This window comes from Hydrogenophaga flava NBRC 102514 (genome assembly GCF_001571145.1).
GTDB lineage: Bacteria > Pseudomonadota > Gammaproteobacteria > Burkholderiales > Burkholderiaceae_C > Hydrogenophaga > Hydrogenophaga flava.
In genome coordinates, this window is sequence record NZ_BCTF01000031.1 from 40,514 (window position 1) to 56,543 (window position 16,030).

A 16,030-nucleotide genomic window follows, 5' to 3' on the forward strand; every position below is an offset into this window, starting at 1 on the left:
AATGGCCGGCTCCGTGCCGGCCGCGTGTTGTTCAAACGAGCGACGGGCTCAGAGCGCCATCTCGATCAGCGTCGGGCCGCGCCTGCCGAAGGCCTGCTGCAGCAGCGCGGTGAGTTCGCCGCTGGTGCTGGCGCGCCCGCCGGGCACGCCGTAGGACTGGGCCAGGGTCACCCAGTCGATGCGCGGGTTGTCCAGGCTGGTGATCTGTGCCGCGCGGTCGCCGAGCGCCGCACCGCCGCGGCGCAGCTCGTTGCGCAAGATCGCGTACTGGTGGTTGGCGGCGATCAGCACCACCACGTCCAGGTGTTCGTGTGCGAGGGACCAGAGCGTCTGGATCGTGTACTGCGTGCTGCCGTCCGACAGCAGGGCCACGACCTGGCGGTCCGGGCAGGCGATGGCCGCACCCATGGCCACGGGCAGGCCCTGGCCGATGGCGCCACCGGTGTTGGTGAGCGTGGTGTGCGGCCGGGCGGCGGCCGACACCGCGTAGAAGGGGTAGCCGCAGGTGCCGCCTTCGACCGAGACGATGGCGCGCTCGGGCAGCTCATTCGCCAGGGCCAGCGCGATGCGCGCGGGCGTCAGCGGCCCCTCTTCCGGCGGGCTCAGCACCGCCAACGGCATCGGCACCTCGGCCGCGCCCAGCAACTCGGTCACCGCCTCCAGGCGCGTGGCCGCGTCCTCGCCCACGGCCGCCAGCGTCAGCAGGCGCTCGGCCGGCACCAGCAGGCTGGGGTGGCCTTCGTAGCCGAAGTAGGTCACCGGCGGCAGCGCGCCCACCAGCACCACCAGATCGGCCGGGTCCAGCACCTCGCGGGCGGGCTCGGGGAAGTACGGCAGGCGGTCGAAGGCCGGCAGACCCTGGCCGCGCTCCGAGCGCGAGGGGAAGGTCTCGGCGTAGGCCGTGGCGCCCAGGGCGGCGCACAGGCGCTGCACGGCCTTCTGTGCGCGCGCACCCAGGCCGCTCTGTTCGCCACCACCGCCGAGCAGGAAGACGATCTTGTTGGCCGCCTTCAGCCGCTGCACCGCTGCGGCGGGGTCGAAGGCGGCGGGCGCTTCGGCGACGGCACTGGCGCCCGGCTGCACCAGCGCGGTCTGCTCGCCACCGGTGTGGGCCTGGTGGTCGGCGGGAAAGATCAGGGTGGCGCCCTGGCCGCCGCGGGCCAGGCTCTGCTTCACGGCTTCGCGGCCGGCCGCGTCGCTCTGCTCTACGGCGGCGATGCGGTGCACCCAGCCCGACACCGGGCGCGCCAGCGACTCGATGTCCGAGGTCAGCGGCGCGTCGTAGGGCAGGTGCCAGCTGGTGTGGTCGCCGATGAGGTTGACGATGGGCGTGTGGGCGCGCCGGGCGTTGTGCAGGTTGGCGATGCCGTTGGCAAACCCGGGGCCCAGGTGCAGCAGGGTCGCCGCGGGCTGGCCGGTCATCCGCCCGTACCCGTCGGCGCCGCCGGTGCAGACGTTCTCCTGCAGGCCGACCACGCAGCGCATGCGTTCCTCGCGCTCCAGCGAGCGCACCAGATCGAGCTCGGTGGTGCCCGGATTGGCGAAGCACACGGTCACGCCCTCGTCCGCGAGGGCTGCGAGTAGCGCGTCTGCGCCGGTCATGTCTTTGCGATTTGTCATGTTGCTACTTTATCAAATATTGATAACTTAGCAAAACTTGACATTCATCATGTGTCTTTGGCGTTCTTCTTTATCTTTTAGATCAAACAATGTATTAGCGCGCGAAGTCGACCCAAAACCGGGACAGGGCATGGGAACGGGGTGTTCAGCGAGAATTCCGGCCTGGGCTCGGATAAGCTGCGCGCCCACGCCACCGCACCGAAACGCCAGAAAACGCCCCCATGAACAGCCTCCGCCGCATGCTCGACATCCTCAATCTGTTCAAGCCCGGACAGCCCGTGATCGACGTCGAGACCATCTGCTCGCAGCTGGGCTACGCCCAGGCCAGCGCCTACCGCTATGTGCGCGAACTGAGCGATGTGGGCCTGCTGGTGCGCCTGCCCCGCGGCTACGCGCTGGGGCCGCGGGTGATCGAACTCGACCGCCACATGACCGAGTACGACCCGCTGATCACCTGCAGCCGGGACCTGGTGGACGAGCTGGTGGCGCGCACCGGCATGCACGCGCTGATCAGCGAGCTCTACAGCGCCACGGTGATCAACATCCTGCAGAAGCACGGCAGCGAGACCGAGCCCCTGAACTTCGGCCGCGGCCGTCCCATGGCGCTGTTCCGCAGCGCCACGTCGCGGGTGATCCTGGCCTATCTGCTGCCGCGACAGCTCAAGCGCATCTACGAGAGCAATGCCGCGGAGCCCGACCTGCAGCGGCTCGGCCCGAGCTGGAAGGACTTCTCCAAGGCCATGCTCACCATCCGCAAGCAGGGCTATGCCATCAGCGCAGGCGAGCTGGACCCGGGCAAGACAGGCCTGGCCGCGCCCATCTTCGACGAGAAGTCGCGCATCCTGGGCGCCGTCACCCTGGTGGGCAGCAACGAGCGCTTTGGCGCCTTCTCGCAGGACTACCTGGTCAAGCTGATCACCGACGCGGCGGCCACCATCACGGCGCGCATCGCCGCCGAACAGCCCGCAGCCTGAACGGGCCTGGACCGGACGCGCGCGTCAGCGGCAGTCCGCCAGCAGGCAGGCGCCCTGCTTCGACACCAGCACCGTGGCGCCGCCGTCGGGCGCCAGCGCGCCCGTGTAGCCCACTCGGCTGGCCGACTGGCGAAGCTCGAAGGACTGGCCGTCCTTGCTGACCAGCACCACGCCGTCCAGCGCCGAGCCGACCACGTCGCCCGCGCCCGACTGCACCAGCCCGGTGATGGAACTGCGCCCTGCGTGCTCCACGCGCTGCCAGCTGCGCCCTTCGTCGGTGCTGCGCAGCAGGGTGCCGCGCAACCCGCCGGCCAGCAGGTCGCCATTGGCGAGTGACAAGCCGGCCCACAGGCTGCCGGCGTAGCCGGTGGGCAGCACCTCCCACTGGCGGCCCAGGTCGCGGGTGCGCAGCACCAGGCCCTGCTCGGCGGTCGCGTACAGCGCCCCGTCGCGCCCGGGGAACAGGCTGTAGAGGTTGACGTCCAGGGGCCGGCCGCCCGCTGCGTCGGACGGGTGGCGCGCGCCCAGGGTCACGGGTGTCCAGTGCACGCCGCCGTCCTCGGTGACCATCACGCGCGACCAGAGCCCCACCGCCACGCCGCGCCGCGCGTCCACAAAGTGCACCGCCAGCAGCGGTTGATCTTGCTCCAGCTCCTGGTGCTGGATGCGCCAGGTCTCGCCGCCGTCCTGCGTGTGCAGCACCAGGCCCCAGTGGCCCACAGCCCAGCCGTGGCGGGCATCGACGAAGCTCAGCGCGGTCAGCGTGCCGGAGGCGGGCACGCTGCGCGCCTGCCGCCATTGCCGGCCACCGTCGTCGGACAGCAGCACCACACCGCGCTCGCCCACCGCCACCAGGCGCGGGCCGGCCTGCGCCACGGCCAGCAGGGTGGAGGCGGCGGCGGCGGCGCGCCGGTCGGCGGGTGTGGTCTTGAGCGCGACGGGGCCGGCGCCCTGGGCCAGCGCGGGCTGCGCGCCCGCCAGCACGAGCAGCAGGCCGGCAAGAAGGGAAGTCAGTGGCTTCATGGGAGTGGATCGGAAAGGTCGTTCAATGCGCCATCAGCACGCCGGCCTGCACCGGGTGGCGGCGCGGGAACCAGCGCTGCAGCAGCACCGCCAGCGCGGGCAGCGAGGTCATGGCCATCAGCAGGTTGACCAGGAACATGAAGGCCAGCAGCTTGCCCATGTCGGCCTGGAACTTCAGCGGCGAGGCCATCCAGGTCGCCACGCCGATGGCCAGGGTCAGCGCGGTGAAGATGGTGGCGATGCCCACCTGGCGCAGCGCCTCCGACAGCGCCGTGGCCATGTCCTTGCCCGCGGCCAGGTGCACCTGCAGGCGGCTGTAGATGTAGAGCGCGTAGTCCACGCCGATGCCCGCGGCCAGCACCATCACCGGCAGCGTCGCCACCGTCAGGCCGATGTCGGCCAGCTTCATGAAGCCATAGCCCACGAAGGTGCCCACCGTCAGCGGCAGGCAGCAGGCGACCACGGCCCGCCAGTCGCGGAAGGCGAGCATCACGAACAGCGCGATGGCGGCGTACACGTAGAGCAGCATGGGCAGCTCGCTGCGCTGCACGGTCTCGTTGATGGCGGCCTGGATGCCCGCGTTGCCGGCGGCCAGGCGCAGCCGCAGCCCGGTGTCGGCGGTCTCGGCCGAGAAGGCCTGCGCCGCGTCCACCACCCGCTGCAGGGTCTGCGCCTTGTGGTCCGAGAGGAACAGGTGCAGCGCGCCCATGCTGCAGTCCTTGTTGACGAAGCCGGGGATGCGCGCGATCTCGGTGGTCAGCGAGGCGTAGTTCATCGGGTCGGTGGGCACCACGCCCATCTTGGGATGGCCTTCGTTGTAGCCCTCGTTGTAGGTGCGCAGCATGGTGGCGTAGGACACCGCGGACACCACGCCGGGCACCTCGCGCAGGGCCACGGTGGCGCGGTCGATGTAGTCGCCCAGCGCCGGGTTCTCGCAGCTGCCCGGCGGCGCTTCCACCACCAGGCTCATCCAGTCCAGGCCGATGTCGAAGCCACCGACGATGGCCACGGCGTCGCGGTTGTAGCGGGCGTCGGCGCGCAGCTCGGCGGCCCCGGGCAACACGCTGCCGACCACGCGGTCGCGGCTGAACCAGGCGCTGGCCGCCAGCGTGGCCAGCGTCAACAGGCCCACCAGCAGCGCGTTGCGCGGCACCGCAATGCGCTCCAGCGGCGCCAGCCAGTGGGCACGCCGCGCCTGCCGCTGCTCGGTGGCCAGCGCGTAGGCCAGGGTGGGCTGCACGTAGGACGCGGCCAGCGGCAGCATCACCAGGTTGGTGACGATCTTGAAGGCCACGCCCAGCGCCGCCGTCACCGCCAGCTCGCGGATCATGGGGATCGGGATCAGCAACAGGGTGATGAAGCTCACCCAGGCGATCAGCAGGGCCAGCGCGCCCGGCACCAGCAGGGCGTGGAAGGACTCGCGCGCGGCGGCCTCGCCGCTCATGCCCCGCGCCAGCCCGCCGACGATGGTGTTGATCTGCTGCACGCCGTGCGAGACACCGACGGCGAACACCAGGAACGGCACCAGCACGCCCAGCGGGTCCAGCCCGTAGCCCAGCAGGTGCAACGTGCCGAACTGCCACACCAGCGAGGTCAGCGAACAGGCGATGGGCAGCGCGGTCAGCCGCCACGAGCGGCAGTAGCCGTACACCGCTGCGGCGGTCAGCAGCAGCGCGATGGCGCAGAACTCCAGCACGCCAGTGGCGCCCTCGGCGATGTCGCCGGTCTGCTTGGCAAAGCCGATGATCTGGATTTCGAAGTCGGTGTCCTCGAAGGCCTGGCGCAGCTTCTGTTCCAGCAGTTGGTTGAAGGCGGGGTAGTCGATGCGGCGGCCGTCGCTGCCGATCTCGCGCAGGTCGGCGGTCACCATGGCCGAGCGGCCGTCGCGCGAGACCAGCGAGCCGACGTGCCCGCCCAGGCTGGTCGAGCGGCGGATCTGCGCGATCACCTCGGGCGTCAGCGACGCGGGGGTGATGGTGCCGGCGATCACCGGCTCGGCGCGGAAGCCCTCCTCGGTGATCTCGTTGACGAAGCTGTTGGGCGTCCACAGCGACTGCACACCGACCCGGTCGACGTGCGGCAGGAACTGCACCGCCTCGGTGACCTGGAGCAGGCGCCCCAGGCCCTCGGCGGTCCAGATGTCGCCCTGCCGGGCCTGCACCACCACGGTCAGGCGGTTGGCGCCGAACAGGTCCTTCTCGTACTGCCGGGCGGTGTCGATGTAGGGATGGCCAGCCGGCATCTGCTTCTCGAAGCCGGCGTCCATGCGCAGCTGCAGGGCAAACACCGCCATCACGGCAGTGAAGGCCAGCAGCGCGCACAGAACCAGGCCCCGGCGCCCGAACAGGACGTCTTCCAGCTTGCGGACCACGGGTTCAAGCACGGGGCGTCTCCATCAGAAGCTGTAGTTCACGAACGCGCCCACGAAATCGCGGTCGCGCAGCACCTGGTTGAAGGGGTCCGAGCCGCCACGGAAAGTGGTGTAGCTCAGCCCGCTCTGCCACTGCCCCGCGTTGCGCGAGAAGTTCAGGTACAGCGTGGTGGCCAGTGCGCCCTTGATCCAGGTGCCCTGGATGTTGGGCGTGTAGCCCGCCAGCGCGTAGTTCATGAAGACGCCGGGCGTCACCTGCCAGCCGGGAACCAGCTGGCCGTCGTAGGTCAGGCTCAGGTCGAGGTTGATGCCCGCCGAGGTCTTGCTGCCCTTGGCCACGGTGTTCATGGCCGCGGCCGCCGGATCGAACGCCGCCGCCCGCTCGTTGCCCCAGCCCCAGCCACCTGCGGCCACCACGTCGCCGCCGTAGTCCTTCTTCAGGCCAGGGTAGTGGATGGCCACCAGCTCGGCCAGCACCAGGCCGTTGGTCGCGCCCGTGGCTTCGAGCAGGCCACCCGCGTTGCCGGGCGCCAGCTGCAGCAGGCCCGTCAGGTGCCACTGCAGCTTCTTTTCGTCGACAAAGCAGTTGCCGCCCTGCGTGGCGCAGCCGGTGGTGTTGGGGTTGAGGAACACCGCATCCTTCGGCCGGTACGACAGCTCGGTGCCCACCGCCCAGTCGCCCACCGGGAAACTGGCGCTCACGCCCAGCAGGCGCCGGTCTTCCGGGTACACCAGCGAGGTGGCGAAGGTGGCCGGGTCGAGCCGCACCTGGGGCGACTTGTCGTGGTAGTTCATCGCGTAGAAGCCCAGGTCCACCGAGGTGTCCTTGGGCTGCCACTTCAGCGCCGCACCCCACTGGCCGCTGTTGCGCGCCTTGGTGTCGGTCACGCCGTAGGCCCCGGCACCGCGGCCCAGGCCGTTCACCACCGACCAGTAGCTGCCCGCAGGCGGCAGGTAGCTGGGCTTCCAGCGCGTCTGCACATAGACCTCGGCGTTGAGCCCATCGGCCAGTCCACTGGCCAGGCTGATCGTCGGCGTGGGCAGGATGCCCTCCTTGATCTGGGTGCCGGGCTGCGACAGGCGCATCACGTCCGCCGGGTTGGTGGCGTTGATGCCACCGGGCGTGATGATGCTCTCGCCCCAGTTGATGACCTGGTTGCCCACGCGCAGGCGAGCGCGCTGCTCGCCGATGTCGAAGCTCTTGCTGACCCAGAGGTCGAGCACGCGGGCCTTGAACTCCAGGTCCTTGCGTGCGTCGTCGGCCAGGCCGTCGTTCTGCAGTTCGGGCGCGAACGAGGCCGAACTGAGCCAGCCTGTGGTCTTGCTCGCAGCGAAGTCGCGCAGCCAGTTGACCCGCGCCATGAAGGTCACGTCCTGCGGCATCTTCAGCAGCAGCTCGTGGCTGCCCTTGAGGTAGAGCGTGAACGGGTCGCGCCGTCCGTAGTTCAGTGTGCCCTGGTCGCCCAGGCCGGAGGCCACGGGCGCGGCCACCCCGGCCGGGCCGCCGGTGTTGCCACTCAGGATCAGCTCGGGGCTGGGGTTCTTGAGGCGGATGCCGGTGCCCACACCGATGGTGGACTCGAAGGAACCCGAGACGCTCTCGGTCTCGAAGGTGACGGCCTGGGCGCCCATGGCGAGCGAAGCCAGGCAGGCCGCGGCGACCGCGGTGCGGGTGGTGGTGAAGGTCATGGGGATGCTCCTGTCGGATGGGGTTCAGCGCTCGCTGACGGCGCGCAGGCTCTCGGAGGTGTAGTAGCTCGACTTCATCCGGGGGCCGCTGGCCTCGGTGAACCAGCGCACGTCGGTGCCAGTGCCGGCGGCGTGGAAGTCGAACAGGTAGCGGTTGTCGACCAGGTTGTGCTGGGAGAACGCCACCACGTCGCAGGTGCCGGTTTCAAACACCGGGATCAGATACCCCTCACGCACCTTCCAGAGCTTGCCCTGCGCGTCGTAGTCCTCGGCCAGCACCGCGTTCCAGCTGTCCTCGTCGAGATAGAAGGTGCGCTTGGGCGCCAGGTGGCGCACGCCCTGCTTCACCGTGGCCTCGATCACCCACACGCGGTGCAGCTCGTAGCGCCGGTTCTTCGCATTGATCGCGTCGGGCTGGACGATCTCCTTCATGTCGCCGTCGAACTCGAAGGCGCCGAAGGCGTTGTAGGGCACCAGCAGCTCCTTCTTGCCGGCCAGCTTCCAGTCGAAGCGGTCCAGCGCGCCCTGGAACACCTGCACCTCGTCGATCGCGTACTGGTTCTCGAAGCCAACCTGCGGCGCGTCGTAGGCGTAGCTGGGCAGGCGGCGCACGCGCCGCTGGCCGGGGAAGTAGTAGAAGGCCTCGGTGCCCGCCTGATCGAGGAAGTCGGAGATCACACCGGCCTGGCCCGCCAGCGCCGTCGGCGAGATGTACGAGAACGCGGTGTGCGAGCGGTTCTTGCCGGTCTCGCTCAGCTTGCGCGAGCCCTTCTCCGCCCAGGGCAGGAAGATGGTCTGGTCGTACACGTACTTGATCCACTCGCTGCTGCCGGGACGTGGGGACACCAGGGAGGCGCCGTTCTTGAACTCGGTCGCCACGCCGCGGTAGCGCATGGCCATGTTCCACATCGCCTCGGTGCCGTTGGCGGGCATGGGGAAGAGCACCCCCGGCACCCAGCCGTCCTGCAGCGCCCAGCCGTTGTCCGCCAGCTTGGCAAAGCCCACGTTCTTGCGCGTGTTGTCGGCGACGAAGTCGGGCACACCGCAGCTGCGGCGCGTCGGGTAGACGTCCATCCGGTAGCCCTTGACCTGCTTGATGGTGGCGATCTGGCCCGGCGAGAGCTTGTCGGCGTGCTTGTCGACGTTGCCGGCATCGATGCTGTAGAGCGGCTTGTCGCCCTTGTGCTTCCAGCCGCTCAGGCGCGGCTTGCCCCAGGTCCAACCGGTGTCCTGTTTCTCGGGCGCCCAGGCCGGGATGCTGCCGTCCTTGTTGGCGGCGCGTTCGGCCCCCACCGGCGTCAGGCGCCCGGACAGCGCCGAGGCGTCCTGCGCCCACGCGTGGCCGCCCAGTGTGGTGGCCAGGGCGAGCAGGCCCAGGCGGCCAGCAGCGCGAAGCGATGAAACAGGCAATGGGCGTGCGCTGGGCGCAACGGTGCGGATCTCTGGGTGGGGCAGGACGGCTGTCATGGCGGTTCCTTCTGTCGTTGGAGGGAGGGGGGTTGGGTTCTACTTAAACCGAACTTTAGTTCGGCTATTGCGCTTTCGACCTAGCAAAAACCCTGCCCTGCCCGCCCAGGCGATTTCCGCACCAGATTCGCCAGCAGGCGCCCAACCACGGTGCAACCGCGCACCATTCAAGAGTGAAAACAGGGGGGATCTGACAGCGAATGGTGAGACTCCGACCCCATCCATCGCCATGTCTGGCACGGATAGGGTTCAGCCCCCATTGCCAGAAGCGACAACAAATAACAGAATAAAAGATCGGTTATGAAACCAATCCGTTTGTCCACCCGACCGAAGAAAGGCCCACCCAATGACTGCCCTCGACGCCCTCGCCCCGCGGCTGCGATTCATGACCGGAGGCCAGGTGGACCTGCTGCCGGAGATCGACCACGGCATGACGCCGCGCGGACGGCGCCTGCATGTCCCCATCACCGGCGGCCGGCTGGAAGGTCCGCTACTTCAAGCCCGGGTGCTGCCAGGCGGCGCCGACTGGCAGCTGGTGCGCGCCGACGGGGTGTTCGAACTGGAGGCCATCTACGACCTGCTTTGCGACGACGGCACACTGATCCACGTCCGAAACCAGGCGCTGTGGCGCAGCGACACCAACGACTGGCCGGCGCGCTACGCCATGTGCCAGCCGCGCTTCGAGGCGCCCGCTGGGCCACTGAGCTGGCTGAACGACCACCTGTTCGTCGGCACCATCGGACAGGGCCGCCAGCCCGGCACATCCATCCAGCTGGACGTGTTCCAGCTGCTGATGCCAGGGTCTGACTGAAACGTCAGATCAAACATCCGATCATTTGATCGGATTCATCGCATCAACAAGGGCGTCACGATGGCCAGCCAGCAGGCGCGGGCGTTGGCAAACATCAGGTCCCTCGGCGCCGTCCGGTAGACCAGCGCGGCGCACAGAAAGCTGTGGCTCAGCAGGCCGATGCAGCGCGCCGCGGTCTCCACCTTTGCCGCGTCGGCGTGCGGCGCGTAATGGGTCAGCGCCGAAGCCACGCTGGACGTGACGCGGTCGTCGTGGTCCCGCGTGAGCTGGCTCAGCTCGGGCACCGCATCCAGCGTGTGGATCAGCGCCCCCAGGCCGGGCCGGTCCTCGTACATCTGCGCCACCAGGTTGAACTGGTCGTTCAGGTAGGTCATGACGTCGCGCGAGCCGCCATGGCGCGGATGCACCTCGTCCACCGCCTCGGCCACGCGCTGCAGCCACTGCGTGACCAGTGCATGCACCACCGCCTGCTTGTTCGGAAAGTACTCGTACAGCGCGCCCACCGACAGACCGGCCGCCGCCGCGATGCGCTTGGTGGTGAGCTTGTCCAGACCCTCGCGCTCGATCTCGGAGGCCGCGGCCTCCAGCACCAGATCGACGGTCTGCAAGGCCCGCATCTGCGCCGGCCGGCGGCGCGGCGCCAGCCGTTCGTTCGGTGTGGTCTCGGCCGGCGCGCTGGCACTGTTCTTGCGGTTTTTCATGTGTTTCGAATGGGTGAAAACCCTGATCTACAGACCTCTATTCAGGCCTCAATACCCGAACTATAGTTCGGTTTATGGCGAAGCGCCCCTATTTCTGAACCACCCATCTCACCGCGGAAACGACCCAACGACCATGTCCGACGACGAACTCTGTTACCTCACCGCCACCGAGGCGATCGCACGCTTCAAGGCCCGGAGCCTCTCTCCGGTGGAGTTGCTGCAAGCCCAGCAGCACCGGGCCAACCAGCTGGAGCCCCGGATCAATGCGTTCTGCAACCGGCGAGATGAAGCGGCGCTGGATGCGGCCCGCAAGGCCGAACAGACCTACATGAACAACCCCGGGCAGGCCGCTGCGCTGGAAGGCATTCCGACGGCGCTGAAGGACGAACACAACCTGGTGGGTGAGCACATCACACAGGGGTCGTGGCTGCTCGGCGAGCAGGCCGACACGGCCAACGCGCCGCTGACACAAAGGCTGCTGGATGCAGGGGCTGTGATTCATGCGCGCACCAATGTACCCGAGTGCTGTGTGGCCATGTTCACCCGTTCGCCGCGCTACGGCGTGACCCGCAACCCGTGGAACCCGGTCTACACCTGCGGCGGCTCATCGGGTGGCAGCGGGGCCGCACTGGCCGCCGGGCTCACCACGCTGGCCTCGGGCTCGGACATCGGCGGCTCCATCCGCGTGCCGGCCGCCTACTGCGGCGTCGTGGGGCTCAAGCCTAGCTACGGCCGGGTGCCGGAGAGCAGCATGTTCTTCGCCATGAACCACCACAACCACAACGGTGTGCTGGCCCGCTCGGTGGCCGACTGTGCCCTGATGTTCAACGTCATCAACGGACCGCACCGCGCCGACCCCAGCAGCGTGAAGCCGCGCCTGGAGCTGCCGCTGCAGCAAGCGCCGGTGCGCGGCCTGCGCATCGCACTGTCGATGGATCTGGGTTTCTTCGACGTCAGTCCGGATGTGAGAAGGAACACCCTGCGCGCCGCCGAAATCCTGCGCCAGCAGGGTGCGCAGGTGACCGAGATCGACCTGCCCTGGACCGCCGATGTGCGCAAGGCATTCACCGACGCCCTGGTGTTTCCACTCGGGCGGCTGCTGGAGCAGCTGATCGAGGGCCGAGAGGAACGGGCCAGCGACTACGTTCGCGCCATGGCGGCCATGGCTCGGACCATCTCGCTGGACGAGCACCTGGCCTCGTTCGACCAGCTGGCCAAGATGCACCAGGCGCTGCAGGACGTGTTCGAGCAGCACGACGCGATGATCTGCCCCACACTGGCCGACAACCGCTGGCTGGCCGAAGGTTCGGACACACCGCACGCCGACCTGATGAATGCCGGCATGACCTACCCCTTCAACATGCTCAGCCGGCACCCGGTGCTCAGCGTGCCCAGCGGCATGGCCAGCCACGGCGTGCCCACGGGGCTGCAGATCGTCGGGCCGACCTATGAAGATGCCATGGTGATGCGCATCGGCGCTGCCCTGGAACAGGAGCTGCGCTGGCCCCAGTGGCGCCCGCCCGTGCAGGAACCGGCCGACGCCCTGGCCACCGTCTGAAGGAGATCACCATGATGTCGAGCAACACCACCGGCATGCCCGCCGAGGACGCCACAGACGCCGGGACCGAGCGCGGACAGCTCAAGCGCTCGCTGGGCTTTTTCGATCTGGTCGCGTATGGCCTGGCCTACATGGCGCTCATCGCGCCGCTGACCAACCTGGGCTTTGTGTGGACCGCCTCGGGTGGCGTGGTGGCCGGTGCCTATGTGGTCGCAGCCATCTGCATGTACTTCACCGCGCAGAGCTACGCCACCATGTCGCGCATCGTGCCCAACGCCGGCTCGGTCTACGGCTTCGCCCGCCACAGCCTGGGCGACTTCTGGGGCTTCTTCGCCGGCTGGGGCGTGCTGCTCGACTACATGATGGTGCCGGCCCTGGTGTTCGCACTGATGGCGGTGGGCATGCAGATGCTGGTGCCGGACATTCCCCGCAGCGGCTGGATCGTGGGCGTGGCGCTGCTGATGCTGGCGATCAACTGGGCCGGCATCAAGGTGGCCGCGCGTGTCAACGCCGCGTCCGTGATCGCCCAGGTGGTGATGGTGGTGGGCGTGATGGTGCTGCTGGTGATGGCGATGAACCAGGGCACGGCCAGTGGCGCGCGGCTCAGCGCCCAGCCCTTCCTGGGCGACGGCCCCACCCTGCCCTGGGGCCAGTGGCTGGCCGGCGCCTCCGTGGCGGTGATGACCTTTCTGGGGTTCGACGCGGTCAGCACGCTGTCGGAGGAGGTGAAGAACCCGAACGACCGCAGCACGGTCAGCCGCGCCATCATCGCCGTGCTGGCGATTGCAGCGTCGCTCTACGTGCTGATGAGCTGGATCCTGGGCAGCGCCATGGCGGCCATTCAGCTGCAGGACCCGGCTGCGGCGATCTTCGAACTGCTGGGGCAGGTGGTCGGTCCCTGGTCGCCGGTGCTGCTGGCCTGGCTGATGGGCATCGTGGTCGGCTTCACCAACACCCTGCCCATGCTGGCGGGTGTCGCCCGCATCCTGATGGCCATGGGGCGCGACCGCCAGCTGCCGACCCAGTTGGGCTGGGTGCACGCCGGCACCGGTGTGCCCCGCGTGGCCACCGTCGTCTCCACCCTGGTCTCGCTGGTGGTGGCGCTGTGGCTGAAGGACCGCATCGACCTGCTGGCCTCGATCATCAGCTTCGGTGCCCTGGTTGGCTTCCTGATGCTGCATCTGGCGGTGCTGGTGCACTTCCACCGCGAACCCGCCGGGCGCCATGTGTTCTTCCACCGCGTGGTGCCCGTGGTGGGCATTCTGTCGGTGCTGGCCATCCTGAGCGGCATGCACGCCGCGGCCCTGGAAGTGGGCCTGGCCTGGATTCTGGTGGGTGGTGTGTACGGCCTGTACCTGCGCCGCAGGGGCCGCGCCACCATTCACGTCTGAAATGAAGGCCAGGATCCCCGCGTCAGTGCCCCCGGACGAGCACGCGCATTTCACTGCGCTGGTGCTGGCCGAGTTCGCGGCGCTGGGGGTTGTGGAAGCCCTTCGCTCGCTGGACCGGCGCACCGGGGCGCCCTGCGCCGCTCATGTCCCCCGACGGCCTGCGGCCGTCTCCTCCTTTACTTCGCTATGCAGGACACCCCGGTGCGCCGGTCCGGGGGTTGGCACGCGGGAGGTCGGTTGTTCACTTTTCAGGCTGACCCGTTTCGGCCACCAGCAGTCTTGTTCAAAGGCCGACTTTGCGGCGGGTACGCGGCGGAATTGAGTGTCAGACTTTCTCAGTTTGCCGAAGTATGGCTTCGCGAATCGCCGCCGATATCTCGGCTTCGCTGCGCCCGCCGCTGATGACGACTCCAGAACCAAATTAGAAGTGAGGAACTGATCGAATGCCAGCAGCGGCAGATCTGGCGACTTCCTCTTCGACCTGTCTGCGCGCCGCGGGATCGAGCGCGACGGCGCGGGCTTCCAGGCGATCAAATCCATGGTGGGCAGCGACGTCCGCCAGGACATCGACGTCCCCGATGTTGCGCGCACCGAGGAAGTAGGCGTCGGTGATGGCGATCGCGAGTTGATGCTGGGTCCCCCGCTCGCGCGCGGCAAGGATGAGCGCGTGCGCCGGCTGGGTCGGATAGGTCCACAGTTGTCGACCGAGATCGAGTGCGAAACCCGAGGCGCGCGCCTCAGCCTCGGGTCGCGCAAACGCCGTCTTCGGATCGGTCACGCCATAGCGCGAATGAAGCAGGTCGGGAATGTAGAGCCCTGTAACGGGTGCGTCGGGCAGCAGCACCACCGGACGATGCCGGATGTCCACGGGGACATCGCTGAAGTGCTCCTGCAGAACCTTGTTGAGCCGATGGAGGCCGACGAAGCACCACGGGCACGTGATCTCGGCGTAGAGGTCGATGTGAAGCATGATGGCCTTTCCTTCTCAGTGATCCGCGATGCCTGGGGCCGCTCGAATGAATCGGGCGTCGTCGATCTGCTCGACGAGAAACTTGGCCAGGTTGCCGCGCGACAACTTCATGCCGAGCTGGGTCCTGCCGTACCAACCTGTGTCGATCACGCCCGCCGCGGGGCCGTCCTTGAGGTTCGGGATCCGCACCAGCGTCCAGTCGAGGTCCGACTTGGCGATCAACTCGGCCGTTGCCCGGATGTCCTCGAAGCCCTTGCGGGCGATGAGACTGAATAGCAATGCGAAGGCGCGCACGTTGAAGGCGAATCCGTCTTTTGGGTCGCGATAGGCCGCGGTGGAGATCTGGATCAGGCGGCGGACTTTCGACTTCTTCATGACCGCGATGATGTTGGACAGGCCATGCATCACGGGCCGGTCGCCCTGCACCTTGAGGCTGTTGGGGCCCAGCGCGCTGATGACGGCGTCGCTGCCGTGCAGGCACTTGGCGATCGCGTCCTTGTCTTGCAGATCGCCCACCACGATGTCGATCCGCCCGCGGAGCGCCTGAAGCTTCCTGGCGTCGCGCGTGTAGACCGACAGGCTGTGCCCTTGTCGCAGCGCTTCCTCGATCACGAATTTCCCGGTGGACCCGGTTGCTCCGAACAGGGCAATCCTCACTGCGCAACCTCCACGCTGGCGGCGGCCCGCTTCAGCAGCGATTGCAAGGCCTCGTCCGCTGACGCGATGGCGGCCTGGGCCGCTTCGGGCCCGTGTGCCATACCCTCGACACGCAGGTGCTCGATGTCGGTCAATCCGATGAAGCCGAGCAGGTGCTTGAGGTAGCCGGACTGGTGGTCCCACGCGGCCAGCGGCCCTTCAGAGAAGTTGCCTCCGGCGGCGGTGACCAGGTAGACCTTCTTGCCCTTGAGCAGGCCTTCCACCGAGTTGCCCGCGTACCGGAAGGTGACGCCGGGCCACGTCACGTGGTCGAACCACGCCTTCAAGGACGACGGCGGTCCGAAGTTGATCATGGCCGAGCCGATCACGACCGTGTCCGCGGCGGCCAGTTCGGCGACCAGGCTTTCGGCCAACCGGACGGCCTCGGTCTGCGCCGCGGTTCGCGCACCGGGCGGCGTGGCACGGCCCACCACATAGGCCTCGCCGATGTGGTTCAAGGGGGCTGCTGCCAGGTCGCGGACGGTGAGCGTGGTGCCAGGACGCTGCGCTGCAAGCCGCTTCGCCAACTGGCTAGCGTACCGAGTGGACAGCCCCTCCGATCCACGCGGGCTGGAGGTGACGAGAAGAATGTGGCTCATGAGCTTTCCTGAGAGGCTAATATGGGAACCAGGTAATCAATGAGAACTTGATTACCTACCGATACGAAGGATGGTATGGTTCCTACCCGAGCCCCACAAGAAGGCACACGCATGTCACCGAGTCACATCGACCTGTCCGAGATCCCGAAGCCTTCCGAGC

At 68.1% G+C, this 16,030-nt stretch carries 13 protein-coding genes; 4 read left to right on the forward strand and 9 right to left on the reverse strand.

The genetic code is table 11. From position 1 onward, the window contains the following. Nucleotides 1–48: 48 nt before the first annotated feature. Nucleotides 49–1,620: an acetolactate synthase large subunit gene (locus HFL01S_RS21650; RefSeq protein ID WP_066262627.1), complete on the reverse strand. Its 1,572-nt coding sequence runs from the start codon at nt 1,618–1,620 to the stop codon at nt 49–51. 221 nt (nt 1,621–1,841) lie between these two features. Between HFL01S_RS21650 and HFL01S_RS21655 the strand changes: the two genes are divergently transcribed. Further along, nucleotides 1,842–2,594, forward strand: a complete 753-nt coding sequence (locus tag HFL01S_RS21655) for an IclR family transcriptional regulator (RefSeq protein WP_066262628.1) — start codon at nt 1,842–1,844, stop codon at nt 2,592–2,594. Nucleotides 2,595–2,618: 24 nt separating this feature from the next. Here HFL01S_RS21655 and HFL01S_RS21660 read toward each other — a convergent pair whose 3' ends face one another. The 4 genes from HFL01S_RS21660 to HFL01S_RS21675 are packed head-to-tail and all read right to left on the reverse strand — an operon-like array spanning nt 2,619 to nt 9,144. After that, nucleotides 2,619–3,617 (reverse strand): WD40/YVTN/BNR-like repeat-containing protein, encoded by a 999-nt coding sequence (locus tag HFL01S_RS21660; protein ID WP_066262629.1) that lies wholly within the window; start codon nt 3,615–3,617, stop codon nt 2,619–2,621. A gap of 22 nt (nt 3,618–3,639) precedes the next feature. Then, entirely contained in the window at nt 3,640–6,000 is a 2,361-nt protein-coding gene (locus HFL01S_RS21665; protein WP_066262631.1) for an efflux RND transporter permease subunit, read from the reverse strand. 12 nt (nt 6,001–6,012) lie between these two features. Continuing rightward, a complete protein-coding gene (locus HFL01S_RS21670; RefSeq protein WP_066262634.1) occupies nt 6,013–7,677 on the reverse strand; it encodes a DUF1302 domain-containing protein in 1,665 nt (554 codons plus the stop codon). Nucleotides 7,678–7,701: 24 nt separating this feature from the next. Further along, complete coding sequence (locus tag HFL01S_RS21675) at nt 7,702–9,144, reverse strand: DUF1329 domain-containing protein (RefSeq protein ID WP_084383554.1); 1,443 nt, start codon at nt 9,142–9,144, stop codon at nt 7,702–7,704. Between the two features lie 346 nt (nt 9,145–9,490). Here HFL01S_RS21675 and HFL01S_RS21680 point away from each other — a divergent pair, with 346 nt between their 5' ends. After that, the gene (locus tag HFL01S_RS21680) at nt 9,491–9,955 is read left to right on the forward strand and encodes a DUF3237 domain-containing protein (protein WP_066262636.1); all 465 of its coding nucleotides are present in this window, start codon (nt 9,491–9,493) and stop codon (nt 9,953–9,955) included. A gap of 35 nt (nt 9,956–9,990) precedes the next feature. Here HFL01S_RS21680 and HFL01S_RS21685 read toward each other — a convergent pair whose 3' ends face one another. Next, complete coding sequence (locus HFL01S_RS21685; RefSeq protein WP_066262638.1) at nt 9,991–10,656, reverse strand: TetR/AcrR family transcriptional regulator; 666 nt, start codon at nt 10,654–10,656, stop codon at nt 9,991–9,993. A 133-nt stretch (nt 10,657–10,789) separates the two neighbouring features. Between HFL01S_RS21685 and HFL01S_RS21690 the strand changes: the two genes are divergently transcribed. Next, nucleotides 10,790–12,214: an amidase gene (locus tag HFL01S_RS21690; protein ID WP_066262641.1), complete on the forward strand. Its 1,425-nt coding sequence runs from the start codon at nt 10,790–10,792 to the stop codon at nt 12,212–12,214. Nucleotides 12,215–12,225: 11 nt separating this feature from the next. Then, the gene (locus HFL01S_RS21695; protein ID WP_245644883.1) at nt 12,226–13,605 is read left to right on the forward strand and encodes an APC family permease; all 1,380 of its coding nucleotides are present in this window, start codon (nt 12,226–12,228) and stop codon (nt 13,603–13,605) included. 421 nt (nt 13,606–14,026) lie between these two features. Here HFL01S_RS21695 and HFL01S_RS21700 read toward each other — a convergent pair whose 3' ends face one another. From HFL01S_RS21700 to HFL01S_RS21710, 3 genes are read right to left on the reverse strand one after another with little or no spacing between them, the layout of a single operon-like run. Continuing rightward, on the reverse strand, nt 14,027–14,575 hold the full coding sequence (locus tag HFL01S_RS21700) for a DsbA family oxidoreductase (RefSeq protein ID WP_245644884.1): 549 nt from the start codon (nt 14,573–14,575) through the stop codon (nt 14,027–14,029). 15 nt (nt 14,576–14,590) lie between these two features. Beyond that, the gene (locus HFL01S_RS21705) at nt 14,591–15,232 is read right to left on the reverse strand and encodes an SDR family oxidoreductase (RefSeq protein WP_066262642.1); all 642 of its coding nucleotides are present in this window, start codon (nt 15,230–15,232) and stop codon (nt 14,591–14,593) included. After that, a complete protein-coding gene (locus tag HFL01S_RS21710) occupies nt 15,229–15,870 on the reverse strand; it encodes an FMN-dependent NADH-azoreductase (protein ID WP_066262644.1) in 642 nt (213 codons plus the stop codon). The genes HFL01S_RS21705 and HFL01S_RS21710 overlap by 4 nt, the downstream gene beginning before the upstream one ends. Nucleotides 15,871–16,030 lie beyond the last annotated feature (160 nt).

Coding starts and splice junctions, on each gene's coding strand:
- HFL01S_RS21650 (WP_066262627.1), bottom strand. CDS start 1,620: ATGACAAATCGCAAAGACATGACCGGCGCAGACGCGCTACTCGCAGCC.
- HFL01S_RS21655 (WP_066262628.1), top strand. CDS start 1,842: ATGAACAGCCTCCGCCGCATGCTCGACATCCTCAATCTGTTCAAGCCC.
- HFL01S_RS21660 (WP_066262629.1), bottom strand. CDS start 3,617: ATGAAGCCACTGACTTCCCTTCTTGCCGGCCTGCTGCTCGTGCTGGCG.
- HFL01S_RS21670 (WP_066262634.1), bottom strand. CDS start 7,677: ATGACCTTCACCACCACCCGCACCGCGGTCGCCGCGGCCTGCCTGGCT.
- HFL01S_RS21675 (WP_084383554.1), bottom strand. CDS start 9,144: ATGACAGCCGTCCTGCCCCACCCAGAGATCCGCACCGTTGCGCCCAGC.
- HFL01S_RS21680 (WP_066262636.1), top strand. CDS start 9,491: ATGACTGCCCTCGACGCCCTCGCCCCGCGGCTGCGATTCATGACCGGA.
- HFL01S_RS21685 (WP_066262638.1), bottom strand. CDS start 10,656: ATGAAAAACCGCAAGAACAGTGCCAGCGCGCCGGCCGAGACCACACCG.
- HFL01S_RS21690 (WP_066262641.1), top strand. CDS start 10,790: ATGTCCGACGACGAACTCTGTTACCTCACCGCCACCGAGGCGATCGCA.
- HFL01S_RS21695 (WP_245644883.1), top strand. CDS start 12,226: ATGATGTCGAGCAACACCACCGGCATGCCCGCCGAGGACGCCACAGAC.
- HFL01S_RS21700 (WP_245644884.1), bottom strand. CDS start 14,575: ATGCTTCACATCGACCTCTACGCCGAGATCACGTGCCCGTGGTGCTTC.
- HFL01S_RS21710 (WP_066262644.1), bottom strand. CDS start 15,870: ATGAGCCACATTCTTCTCGTCACCTCCAGCCCGCGTGGATCGGAGGGG.